Raw genomic sequence first — 12,376 nt, forward strand, 5'->3', positions numbered from 1 at the left:
TAAGGCATTTTCTATGAAAGGAATAACAAAGCTATCATCATTAAATGGTTCAATTTCATCCTCAGCTTGAGAAATTGGGTTCTTCGGTAGTTGTTATGCCAAACTATTAGCTACACTCACTAAATAATATTAAAAAATGTATCAATAAATGACTAAAGGTATTGTAGGGGTTGACATACAAAGAGCATTTATTATTAACTATAAATGCAATCCAAATTATTTTTAGATAAACTTAAAGTTATGACTGGCAAAAAAGGTATTAAAATTCTAACAGAAATTCTGGATTTAAGCGGTGTAAAAGTTGTATCACATCGCCTTCATACCGGAATTGGAATGATTTTACAAATTGAACAAGAAAATTCATTTGCTACCTGCCCATATTGTGGCACAACCAGCCATAAATTACATCAAAATCATAGACATATTATTAAAGACCTCCCTTTTGGAGAAAAAGAAATATTTTTAGAAATTAATCGCCGACAGTTTAAATGTGAACAATGTAAAAAACCATTTAGTGAAGATTTAGATTTTGTTAAAAAGAAAAGAACTTTTACAAATCGCCTTGCAAATAAGACAATACAAGAAGTTTTAGAAAACGACATTCATAGTGTAGCAGCAAAAGGTATAGTAACAAAAGACGAAATAGAAAGAATGTTAAAAGACGCATCATCAGAATTACCAGATTTAAAACCTATAAATCTAAAAAGACTGGGAATTGATGAAATAGCTTTGAAGAAAGGACATGGGAATTACTGTGCAGTATTAGTAGATTTAGATCAGAGCAAACTAATTGCGATTTTAAGCGGACGAACACAAGAAATAATCAGGAAAACCCTTATGGGATGGGGGACAGAGATTCTAGAAAATATAGAAGAAGTCAGTATAGATTTGTGGAGTGGCTATAAAACTTTAGTAACAGAATTAATGCCAAATGCTCAAGTAGTAGCTGATAGATTTCATGTAATGACACAGATTAACAAAGAATTAGATACACAAAGAAAAAGGGAAAAACGGAAAGTTGAAGATTTAATCAAGAAAGCAAATACAACAGAAAAATCTAAATATGAAGAAATATTAGCTGGATTGAAGAATAGTAAATATCCCTTACTTAAAAATGAAGATAAGTTAACCCAAGAGCAATTAGAGAAACTGATTCAAGTTAAAAATGTCTCGCCTATTTTGAAGGAAATGCACGAATTTAAAGAAAAGATTAGGCAAATTTTTAATACTACACAAGATTGGTATACGGGAGTTTTCAAATTAGGTATGTGGTTATCGAGAGCTAAAAAATACTTCCCAAATAGCAACAATACTATTATTCGTTGGTATCAGGAAATTATAGCCTACTTTGATAATAGGACAACCAGTGGTACTGTGGAAGGAATTAATAACAAGCTTAAACTAATAAAACGTTCGGGATATGGATTTAAAAACTTTGAAAATTTCCGAATTAGATGCTTATTAAGTTGGCATTATGTTTAATAGTTTAGCATAAAAAGTACCGAAGAGCCAGAAATTGTAACTTCCATTCTTTCATGTATTTCTTTGATATCGTTAATAACATCTATGTTATAGAGATTCCAAGAAAAAATCTTGTATTTATTGCTTTTATAGACATCATTACTCCATTTTGAAGCAATACTTTTATAGAATTTTGAGTTAAATTCTTTCTCAGTCATTGATTTCAGTATTCTATAAGTTTTAACAAAAGACACTAGAGAATCATAGTTGCTATAAAGTTCTCCCCAAATTGCCGATTTAATTTCATACTCCTTGTTTTTTTCTTTGAACAAATCAACTGATTCTTTAACAATTAAAGATATTAAAGTTGCCGGAGGCAGTAAATATACAAGATGATCTAAATCATGTAGGTAATTTATTCCAAGCGGTAAAGAAATAAGAGATAGACTTATAATTGATAACTTCAAATTCTCATTTTTTTCAGTATGAGCAATAATATCTTTAATATAGCCCTGCCTCCAATTAAGCCAAATAATAAGGAACATAAAACCAATCAACAAATTTTCCATAATATTTTCTTTCATAAAATGTGGGAGCATAAGTTGTGGAATGCAGATATCTGTCAACTTTAAACAAATGAAGTATATCACCTTTTACACAAATGATATTATTGATTAACAAAAATTAACTCCTTTTATAAACCACTTCCATTCTCAACTTCTCCATCTCAATCTTCAACCGTTCATTCTCCATTTTCAACCCTGTATTTTCATCCTTAATCAACTCCACCTCATTCCGTTTACTCAAAGCCTGATTAATTGCCAACTTCCGCATATCTAAAGAGAACCAACGTTGATATGTTTTCGTATGAATCTGCACACTATGACCCAAATTATCCGCCGCAGCTTTAATAGGAATCCCCAAAATATGCGCTCGAATTGCCCAACCATGACGTAAATCATAAGGTTTAAAATCTAAACCTATTTTTCTAAACCACCAACTCACTCTTTGAATTAAAGCCGTGATTTCTGCATGATTATTTTTATCTTTTTTACTAATTGCTATTGCCAACATTTCTAAATACTTCGGATTTCTTAAATCAAATTCATCAATCCATTCTTTATATAAAGGCAAAGCTTCTCTTTCACCAGTTTTACAATCTTTATCAACTTTCCATGTTAAATCTATATTTTCATCACTTAACCACCAAGCAATATGAGGATTAATAAAAAGCTCACGGGGACGTAAACCAAAAACCGCTAACATTCCATAAATCCAGCGCCATAATTGCCAGCTATCTTTCACATCTTGATTAACTTGCTTACCTCTGTTATTTAGATATTCATCAAACTTGTAGAATCCTGTAACTATTTCCTGATCTGTGGGAACATTCCGAGAATTACTCTCAGGCATTTTGGAATACTTAGATAAATCAATTTCAATTTTAAAGGTCTGACAAAAAGCAGAAATAGCTCTAGCGGCATTATATTTTGCCCATTCTTTATCTAGTTTTTCAAGTGAAGCAATCAAATTTTCCGCAGTTGCTAAATATTGAGGATTAGTGTAGCGTTTTGTTCGGGAAAAATAATAGAAAAAAGTATGCTCGCTTTTAGTAGTGCGTTGATGGGTTTTAAAATATTCCTCTTCAAACTGTTCGAGTAATTCTCCTATAGTTGTTAAATCCTTTTTAATGGACTCATTTCCTAAATATTTATCAGTCCAGGTAAATGTTTTTCTAGCAATTAATTTTCCTAATTCATAAGCTTCCTCTTCTGCTGTTTTTAGTCCATCCAAGTTTGCGGGAATATTCAGAGTGATATTGTATTGTTTTCTTCCCGTTTTCCTTGTGTCCTGATCTCCCGGTTTAATTGGTAACGTTGCCCGTAATTGCAGAGATCCATTTGATTCTCGAATTGTTACTCTCGTCTTCGCAGACTTCAAACGCAGATTTACTTGTTCTAATTCCAGTAGAATTTTTTCTTTCATCATCCTTGGTGTTGCAGATTAAGAATATAGATTTATTGCACGCAGAGACGCAGAGTCACAGAGAGTAAGAGTTGAGAATTTTCTCGTTCCCAATCCAATCAGAGTTTGGGAACGAGAGGTTGGTATTAGCCTATATTTAGACTAAAAATAAATGTGTTATCTGCATACATTGTTTATCGCTGACATTGCTCACTGCAAACATAGCGAAGTCAAAAGCTATTAAACCATTAGAAGAACTACTCCGGTCCTTATCACGGTTACGACGGATTCGCAATCTTTGCTCGTGACATGGATTTGGCGCTAAACAGCCCAACCTGGGGATTAATCGGCGCTCCCTGGAACAAGAAAGCTCAAGCTAAAGCTAAGGCTAAAGCTTCCGTCTAGAAACACCAGAGAGTAGGGGCAACCCTGCCCGTACAGGGATAGCCTGGGGTGAACACCCCAGGGGGGAGTTGGAAATTCAAAATTCAAAATTAAAAATTCAAAGTTTCGGATTTTGGATTTTGCATTCTGAATTTTGAGCCACATTCCCGACTTCCCCCAAAGGTGGAGAAACCCCGCCCCAAAAGCAAAAACAACACACAGCAAGCTTGGAGATACACAAAATGCCTCAGAATCCAGAAAATATTAAGGATCACGTTGAGTTATTCCACCAGCCAGAATACCAACAACTGTTTGAAAACAAGAGACAGTTTGAAAACGGTCACGACCCCGCAGAAGTAACACGAGTTGCAGAATGGACAAAAAGCTGGGAATATCGTGAAAAGAACTTTGAACGTACAGCTTTAACAGTTAACCCAGCGAAGGGTTGTCAACCTTTAGGAGCAATGTTTGCTGCTGTAGGTTTTGAAGGTACTCTTCCCTTCGTTCAAGGTTCTCAAGGTTGCGTAGCTTACTTCCGTACCCACTTAACCCGTCACTACAAAGAACCATTCTCCGGCGTTTCTTCTTCCATGACAGAAGACGCTGCTGTGTTCGGTGGTCTGCAAAACATGATTGACGGCTTGGCTAACTCATACAGCCTTTACAAGCCCAAAATGATTGCTGTCTGCACCACCTGTATGGCAGAAGTTATCGGTGATGACTTACAGTCATTCATTGGTAACGCGAAGGAAGCTGGTTCAGTTCCTCAAGATTTCCCAGTACCTTTTGCTCACACACCTAGTTTCGTTGGTTCCCACATCACTGGTTACGACAACATGATGAAGGGAATTCTTTCTACCTTGACCGAAGGTAAGAAGAAAGCCAAGAGCAATGGTAAAATCAACTTTATCCCAGGTTTTGACACCTACGTAGAAAACAACCGCGAAATCAAGCGGATGGCTAACTTGATGGGTATTGACTACACTGTTTTATCTGATAACAGTGACTATGTTGATTCACCCAACACTGGTGAATTCGATATGTACCCAGGTGGTACTAAGCTGGAAGATGCAGCAGATTCTATCAACGCCAAGGCTACTGTTGCTCTGCAGGCTTACTCTACCACTAAAACCCGTGAGTACATTGCTAAGGAATGGAAGCAAGACGTTTGTGTTTCTCGTCCTTGGGGTATCAAGGGAACTGATGAGTTCTTGATGAAACTCAGCGAATTGACTGGCAAGGCTATTCCTGAAGAGTTGGAAATTGAACGTGGTCGTGCTGTTGACGCAATGACCGATTCCCACTCTTGGTTGCATGGTAAGCGCTTCGCTATCTACGGTGATCCTGACTTAGTTTACAGCGTAGTTGGTTTCATGTTGGAAATGGGTGCTGAACCTGTACATATCTTGGTTCACAACACCAACGAAGTATTTGAGAAAGAACTGCAAGCATTGTTAGATTCTAGCGTCTTCGGTAAGGGTGCTAAAATCTGGGGTGGTAAGGACTTGTGGCACATGAGATCACTCTTGTTCACAGAACCCGTAGATTTGTTAATTGGTAATTCCTACGGTAAGTACCTGTGGCGTGATTGTAAGGTTCCCTTGGTAAGAATTGGTTATCCTATTATGGATCGTCACCACTACCACCGTTACGCTACTGTTGGTTATAAAGGTATTATCAACCTCCTCAACTGGATTGTTAACACAATCTTTGAAGATATCGACCAACATACCAATATTCCTTCTAAGACAGATATTTCCTACGACTTGATTCGTTAGAAATGTCCTTGGGGATGAGGTTTCCCCCACCCCTGCAAAGAATTGTAGTATTACTCACTTGTCAATTAAGGGTCAGGAAAAGACAAATAAATTCAAATATCAAAATTCAAAGTTATGAGTTTTGCAAATTGAATTAATTCCAACTTTTCCTTTTCCCTTTTCTTTTTTTCATTGCATTTACCTTCATTATGTATTATGGAAACAACTCACTCTCACACTCATCCACATCCTCAGCCTAATTACCATCCACCTAATTCTAAAGATTCTGGTTCTTTTGATATTCTCAAGCCCTTGCGAAGATGGGTGGATGGAATTGAAGTAAAAAATGTTCGTCTTGCTCATGTATTTTGTCAGGTAATTCCCTGCTGTTGTCCTTTTGAGCGAGATGTTAATTTATTTGGGTGGATTTTACATATTCCGCCATTGTGCAAACTCAATCCGTTATATGATGAGTTTGTTTATTTAAGATTTCGGGCTTTATCTTACCTTGCTGATGTTTGTGGGGAAGATGTCACAAGGTACATTTGCTAGTACTGGTTACTTATTTCATCTAAGAGAAACTTCACGCAGAGGCGCAGAGGTGCAAAGAGAAATATGGAGTTTTTGTACTTACAGCAATTTTCATGAAAATGCGCCACATCTTAATGAATATTTCGCACCAAGGCAGAAATAAATTAATTTAGAGTGTAGTTTAAATACATGAAATGCTGTAAGTTCAGCAATGCCAATAATGATATAGGAAATTGTACTTCATGATTTCTTGTGAATTTAAGTTTATATGTTTATTGGCAATATTCAATGCCAGAAAAATTCAGCGACAGCTAAATAGATATCTTTTCTGAAACTTTATCTGTGTAAATATTGTGTGAAGAGGAATTTTGCGGGAAGTCTATTCAGGTTTGCTCACATTTCAATTAACAACTTCCATCCAACGCGAGACGAGAGATGAAAATTACCCAAGGCAAAATTAACGAGTTACTTAGTGAGTCAGGATGCGAACATAATCAAAAGAAACAAGGAGAAAAGAAAAACAAGTCTTGTACACAACAAGCTCAACCAGGTGCGGCTCAAGGGGGTTGTGCTTTTGATGGGGCGATGATTGCTTTAGTACCTATTACTGATGCTGCTCATTTGGTTCACGGGCCGATCGCTTGTGCTGGTAATTCTTGGGGTAGTCGTGGTAGTCTCTCTTCTGGCCCTATGCTTTATAAGACTGGTTTTACCACTGATATTGGTGAAAATGATGTCATTTTTGGTGGTGAGAAAAAGCTCTATAAAGCAATTTTGGAATTAAAGGAACGCTATACACCAGCAGCGATATTTGTTTATGCTACTTGCGTAACTGCTCTGATTGGTGATGATGTTGATGCAGTTTGTAAGGTTGCGGCTGAGAAGATTGGTATTCCTGTAATTCCTGTTATTGCTCCGGGTTTTATTGGTAGTAAAAATCTGGGTAATCGCTTTGGTGGTGAAGCTTTACTAGAATATGTAGTGGGAACTGCTGAACCAGAATATACCACGCCTTATGATATTAATTTAATTGGTGAGTACAATATTGCTGGAGAAATGTGGGGCGTTTTGCCTTTATTTGAAAAGCTAGGTATTCGCGTTTTATCGAAAATTACTGGTGATGCTCGTTATGAAGAGATTCGTTATGCTCACCGGGCTAAATTAAATGTAATGATTTGCTCACGGGCGCTGTTAAATATGGCACGAAAAATGGAGGAACGTTATAACATTCCTTTCATTGAAGAGTCTTTTTATGGTATTGATGATATTAACCGTTGTCTGCGAACTGTTGCTAAAAAATTAGGTGATGCTGATTTAATGGCACGGACTGAAAAGTTAATTGCTGATGAAACTGCGGCTTTAGATATTGCACTTGCTCCCTATAGAGAACGCCTGAAAGGTAAGCGGGTGGTTTTATATACTGGCGGTGTGAAAAGTTGGTCAATTATTTCGGCAGCTAATGATTTAGGAATTGAAGTTGTTGCAACTAGTACTCGCAAAAGTACAGAGGAAGATAAGGCCAAAATTAAGAAGTTGTTGGGCAATGATGGCATTATGTTGGAGAAGGGGAATGCCCAAGAATTATTGAAGTTGGTGCGAGATACTAACGCAGATATGCTTATTGCTGGGGGACGGAATCAATATACGGCTTTGAAGGCGCGGATTCCTTTTCTGGATATTAACCAAGAACGTCACCATCCTTATGCGGGTTATGTGGGGATGGTGGAAATGGCGCGGGAGTTGTATGAGGCTTTATACAGTCCTGTCTGGGAACAAATACGTAAGCCGGCTCCTTGGGATGAAGAGGAAGTGCTTTCAAAGTAGGAGGGGAAGGGCGAAGCATTCGGACAGAAAATCAATGGTTTCAACGATAGGTTATCGCCCGAATGCTTCGCCCCTACAAAGTTTAAAATTTATGAAAGATTAATTTATGGCAATTGTTAATACTCCAAACAAGTCTCTTACGGTTAATCCGCTGAAACAAAGTCAGGCTTTGGGTGCATCTTTGGCTTTTTTGGGGTTGAAGGGTGCTATGCCTTTGTTTCACGGTTCTCAAGGTTGTACTGCTTTTGCTAAGGTGGTTTTGGTGCGGCATTTTCGGGAGGCAATTCCTCTTGCTACTACAGCTATGACGGAAGTCACTACTATTTTGGGTGGTGAGGAAAATGTTGAGCAAGCTATTTTGACTTTGGTGGAAAAGGCGAAACCGGAAATTATCGGTTTGTGTACAACTGGGTTAACGGAAACTAGGGGGGATGATATTGAGGGTTTTTTGAAGGAAATCCGCAAACGTCATCCTGAACTTGACTATTTAGCGATCGCATTTGCCCCGACTCCTGATTTTAAAGGTGCGTTACAAGATGGTTTTGCAGCAGCTGTAGAAAGCATTGTTAGAGAGATTCCCAAAACCGGCGGAATTAAACCGGAACAAATCACCATTTTGGCTGGTTCTGCTTTCACTCCCGGAGATGTGCAGGAAGTTCGGGAAATTGTCACCGCTTTTGGATTTGAAGCAATTTTTGTACCCGATTTGGGTGCTTCTCTAGATGGACATCTGGAGGATGAATATAGTGCGGTGACGGTTAGCGGGACAACTCTTAAACAATTGCGTTCCTTGGGTAGTTCGGCTTTCACTTTGGCTTTGGGTGAAAGTATGCGGGGTGCTGCCAAGATTCTGCAAGAGCGTTTTGGCACAGATTACGAAGTATTTAAGGATTTGACAGGTTTAGAACCTGTGGATGAGTTCCTGCAAGCGTTAGCGGTTTTGAGCGGTAATCCCGTACCCGAAAAATATCGCCGTCAACGTCGTCAGTTGCAAGATGCAATGTTGGATACTCACTTTTACTTCGGTGCAAAACGGGTATCTTTAGCGCTAGAACCAGATTTACTTTGGTCTATGGTGCATTTTTTGCAGTCAATGGGGGCATCTATTCATGCTGCTGTGACAACCACGCGATCGCATTTATTAGAACATCTTCCCGTCAAAAGCGTTACTATCGGCGACTTAGAAGATTTAGAAGAATTGGCTGTAGGTTCGGATTTGCTGATTGGTAACTCCAACGTGAATGCAATCGCCAAACGTCTCAAAATCCCCTTCTACCGTCTCGGAATTCCCATCTACGACCGATTAGGAAATGGCTTATTTACCAAAGTAGGCTATCGCGGCACAATGGAAGTTTTATTTGGGATGGGAAACCTCTTTTTAGAACACGAAGAGACATTAATGATAAATCATTGGTCATCAGTAATTAATAGGGAATAGGTGACAGGGAACAGGTGACAGGTGACAGAAATAAATTAATCAACTCTTACCTATTCCCTATTCCCCATTCCTCATTCCCCATTCCCTCTTTTTACCGACAAAGGACAAATGAACGTGAAAATTGCCTTCACCACAACAGACAGAATTCATGTTAATGCTCACTTCGGTTGGGCTAAAGAAATAGATGTTTATGAAATTTCAGACAATGGATATGAATTCCTCGAAACTCTGAAATTTGAAGGCGACCTCAAAGAAGACGGTAACGAAGATAAAATCACACCTAAACTTGAGGCATTAAATGATTGTACAATCGTTTATGTAGTCGCCATAGGTGGTAGCGCCGCCGCTCGTTTAATCAAAAAAGGTGTAACACCAGTTAAGGCTAAATCAGAAGAAGAAAAAATCGAAGAAATTCTGAACAAATTAGTCACAACACTCAAAGGCAACCCCCCACCTTGGTTGCGTAAAGCCTTGAACAAAACCAATACAAACTTTGCAGAAGAAGTAGAAAACGAAGCAGCCGTATGAGTGAAAATAACAGTGTCAACGGAACCGCTACAAGCACACCAATAACTTCACCATTTCTCAAAGCATTAGTTCAACAAATCCGGGCACAAGATACTTATGGAACTTACCGGAATTGGGCTGACGAATTAATCTTAAAACCTTTTGTTGTCACCAAACAAAAGAAACGAGAAATTTCCATCGAAGGTGAAGTTGACCTAGCAACAATATCACGAATTAACGCCTTCTTCAGGGCTGTAGCCTCCAGCATCGAGAAAGAAACCGGATTAATTTCTCATGTTGTAGTTGATTTAGGTCATGAAGGATTCGGTTGGGCATTAGTCTTTTCAGGTCGTTTATTGTTAACTGTAAAAACCTTACGTGATGCCCATCGCTACGGCTTTGATTCCCTAGAAAAACTGGAAGAAGAAGGAGCATCATTCGTCAACAAAGGCATTGATTTAGCCAAACGTTTCCCCGAAGTAGGAAATATTTAACAAATTGGTAAGAATTCAGGAGTCAGGAGTCAGGAGTCAGGAGTCAGGAGAAGAAAGAAGAATATTTTTCTCTTCTGTTAAGAGTTCCCTGCTATATCAAACATTCTATATCCTGAATTCTTACGAATTATCCTACCTTCTTCCTTCTTGTCTTCGCGTCCTTCGCGCCTTTGCGGTTCAATAAAATCCAATTCCCAATGACCATCGAGGAACTCACAACAAAGATTAGAAAGCTAAATAGCAAAGCAGGTCAAATGAAAATGGATCTGCACGATTTAGCAGAAGGACTACCAGCAGATTACAAAACACTGATGGATGTTGCCGCCGAAACCTATGAAATCTACCGACAATTAGATGAACTCAAGCAGCAACTCAAACAACTGGAGAGTGCAAAATGACTGGAACTATTCAAGAATTCAATAAACTCGCAGATGCAGAAGAATATTTTATCTTCTTTCAACTGCCCTACGACCAACAATTTGTAAACATAAATCGTCTCCATATATTGAAAAAATTCTCTCAATATATGCAAGAGATTGATAATACTTCTCCTAACTTGAGTGATACAGAAAAATTAACTCAATATTCCTTAGCTTTGCAAAAAGCTTATGAAGTTTTTATTGAATCAACACCCCATGAACAAAAGCTGTTCAAAGTGTTTAACGATAAGCCAAAGAATGTAGTCACGCTGACAGAAATCACTTCTGATTAGGAGGTATAAATTGATCAACCTAACGCCTACCGAATTAGAACGCTATAGTCGCCAAATGATGCTTCCGAACTTTGGCGAAGCGGCTCAAAAGCGCCTCAAATCAGCGACTGTTCTGGTGTCGGGTGTGGGGGGATTAGGCGGTACGGCGGCGCTTTACTTAGCAGTAGCAGGCGTTGGGCGGCTAATCTTAGTCCGGGGTGGTGATTTGCGGCTGGATGATATGAATCGTCAGATTTTAATGACTGACGACTGGGTGGGTAAACCTAGAGTATTCAAAGCCCAAGAAACACTAAAAGCCATCAATCCTGATGTGGAAGTAGACGTAGTTCACGATTACATCACCGCAGAAAATGTGGACTCATTGGTGCAATCGGCGGATATGGCTTTGGATTGCGCTCACAATTTCACCGAACGCAACTTGTTAAATGAAGCCTGTGTGCGATCGCGTAAGCCAATGGTAGAGGCAGCTATGGACGGGATGGAGGCTTACCTCACCACGATTATTCCTGGTGTCACCCCTTGTTTATCCTGTCTGTTTCCAGAAAAGCCTGATTGGGATCGGCGCGGTTTTTCCGTTCTAGGGGCTGTGTCTGGGACTTTGGCTTGTTTAACAGCCTTAGAAGCCGTAAAGCTAATTACTGGTTTTAGTCAACCGCTATTGTCAGAACTGCTGACGATTGACTTAAACAGAATGGAATTTGCTAAACGTCGTTCTCACCGCGATCGCAATTGTCCCGTCTGCGGCAATACTGCACCTTGGAGATACTCCCAATCTCAACCGTTAACGGTGTAAAATTCCGTTCCGCCAAAAAAGCAATTTCCCACATCTCAAAATCAGAATAATCGCTACAGAACAGGAAATAAAATGGCTGTTACTTTAACAGAAAAAGCAGAATTTCGTCTGTGGGCATTTTTAAGAGGTTCCGCAACCGACGAATCTAATAAAGCCACAAAAGGTGTCCGCATCTCTGTCAAAGATGGTGGTTGTAGTGGCTATGAATATGGAATCGACATTACAAGTCAGCCTCAACCAGATGATATCGTAACCCAACAAGGAAATGTGTTGCTTTACGTGGACGCTAAAAGTGCGCCCTTATTAGAAGGTGTAGTAATTGATTTTGTTGAGGGAGTAATGGACAGCGGTTTCAAGTTCACCAATCCCAATGCAACTGATACCTGCGGTTGTGGAAAGTCTTTTAAAGCAGGTGATTGTTCACCTGAAGGTGTACCTTGCAGCTAAGAAATTCAAAGTTCAAAAATTCGATTCTTTATTTTGAATTTTGAATTGCACCAGAGAGTCTGA

The 12,376-nt window shown here is 38.9% G+C and carries 13 protein-coding genes; 11 read left to right on the forward strand and 2 right to left on the reverse strand.

From position 1 onward, the window contains the following. Positions 1–240: 240 nt before the first annotated feature. Positions 241–1,482 (forward strand): ISL3 family transposase, encoded by a 1,242-nt coding sequence (locus ACOWPH_RS04940; protein ID WP_042465813.1) that lies wholly within the window; start codon positions 241–243, stop codon positions 1,480–1,482. Here ACOWPH_RS04940 and ACOWPH_RS04945 read toward each other — a convergent pair. Both ACOWPH_RS04945 and ACOWPH_RS04950 read right to left on the reverse strand, forming a co-directional pair. Further along, positions 1,479–2,045: a hypothetical protein gene (locus tag ACOWPH_RS04945; RefSeq protein WP_015214310.1), complete on the reverse strand. Its 567-nt coding sequence runs from the start codon at positions 2,043–2,045 to the stop codon at positions 1,479–1,481. The two genes, ACOWPH_RS04940 and ACOWPH_RS04945, sit on opposite strands and share 4 nt — an antisense overlap. 100 nt (positions 2,046–2,145) lie before the next feature. Next, positions 2,146–3,447 (reverse strand): site-specific integrase, encoded by a 1,302-nt coding sequence (locus ACOWPH_RS04950; RefSeq protein WP_015214311.1) that lies wholly within the window; start codon positions 3,445–3,447, stop codon positions 2,146–2,148. 605 nt (positions 3,448–4,052) lie between these two features. Here ACOWPH_RS04950 and nifK point away from each other — a divergent pair. The 10 genes from nifK (at position 4,053) to ACOWPH_RS05000 (ending at position 12,313) form a co-directional block, all read left to right on the forward strand. Then, positions 4,053–5,588, forward strand: a complete 1,536-nt coding sequence (gene nifK / locus ACOWPH_RS04955; protein ID WP_015214312.1) for a nitrogenase molybdenum-iron protein subunit beta — start codon at positions 4,053–4,055, stop codon at positions 5,586–5,588. 195 nt (positions 5,589–5,783) lie between these two features. After that, complete coding sequence (locus tag ACOWPH_RS04960; RefSeq protein ID WP_015214313.1) at positions 5,784–6,119, forward strand: Mo-dependent nitrogenase C-terminal domain-containing protein; 336 nt, start codon at positions 5,784–5,786, stop codon at positions 6,117–6,119. Between the two features lie 414 nt (positions 6,120–6,533). After that, a complete protein-coding gene (nifE, locus tag ACOWPH_RS04965; RefSeq protein WP_015214314.1) occupies positions 6,534–7,922 on the forward strand; it encodes a nitrogenase iron-molybdenum cofactor biosynthesis protein NifE in 1,389 nt (462 codons plus the stop codon). Positions 7,923–8,028: 106 nt separating this feature from the next. Further along, positions 8,029–9,360, forward strand: coding sequence for a nitrogenase iron-molybdenum cofactor biosynthesis protein NifN (nifN, locus tag ACOWPH_RS04970; protein ID WP_015214315.1), 1,332 nt, complete (start codon positions 8,029–8,031; stop codon positions 9,358–9,360). A 108-nt stretch (positions 9,361–9,468) separates the two neighbouring features. Beyond that, entirely contained in the window at positions 9,469–9,888 is a 420-nt protein-coding gene (gene nifX / locus ACOWPH_RS04975) for a nitrogen fixation protein NifX (RefSeq protein WP_015214316.1), read from the forward strand. Further along, positions 9,885–10,361: a NifX-associated nitrogen fixation protein gene (locus ACOWPH_RS04980; RefSeq protein WP_015214317.1), complete on the forward strand. Its 477-nt coding sequence runs from the start codon at positions 9,885–9,887 to the stop codon at positions 10,359–10,361. Before nifX ends, ACOWPH_RS04980 begins: the two co-directional genes overlap by 4 nt. Positions 10,362–10,558: 197 nt before the next feature. Continuing rightward, positions 10,559–10,759 carry a CCE_0567 family metalloprotein gene (locus ACOWPH_RS04985; protein ID WP_015214318.1) on the forward strand — a complete coding sequence of 67 codons (201 nt, stop codon included), beginning with the start codon at positions 10,559–10,561 and terminating at the stop codon, positions 10,757–10,759. After that, entirely contained in the window at positions 10,756–11,073 is a 318-nt protein-coding gene (gene nifW / locus ACOWPH_RS04990; RefSeq protein ID WP_015214319.1) for a nitrogenase-stabilizing/protective protein NifW, read from the forward strand. Before ACOWPH_RS04985 ends, nifW begins: the two co-directional genes overlap by 4 nt. Before the next feature lie 10 nt (positions 11,074–11,083). Continuing rightward, positions 11,084–11,866, forward strand: a complete 783-nt coding sequence (locus ACOWPH_RS04995; protein ID WP_015214320.1) for a HesA/MoeB/ThiF family protein — start codon at positions 11,084–11,086, stop codon at positions 11,864–11,866. 72 nt (positions 11,867–11,938) lie between these two features. Then, positions 11,939–12,313, forward strand: coding sequence for a HesB/IscA family protein (locus tag ACOWPH_RS05000; RefSeq protein WP_015214321.1), 375 nt, complete (start codon positions 11,939–11,941; stop codon positions 12,311–12,313). Positions 12,314–12,376 lie beyond the last annotated feature (63 nt).

The organism is Anabaena sp. PCC 7938, from assembly GCF_049315035.1.
Taxonomy (GTDB): Bacteria; Cyanobacteriota; Cyanobacteriia; order Cyanobacteriales; family Nostocaceae; genus Anabaena; species Anabaena cylindrica.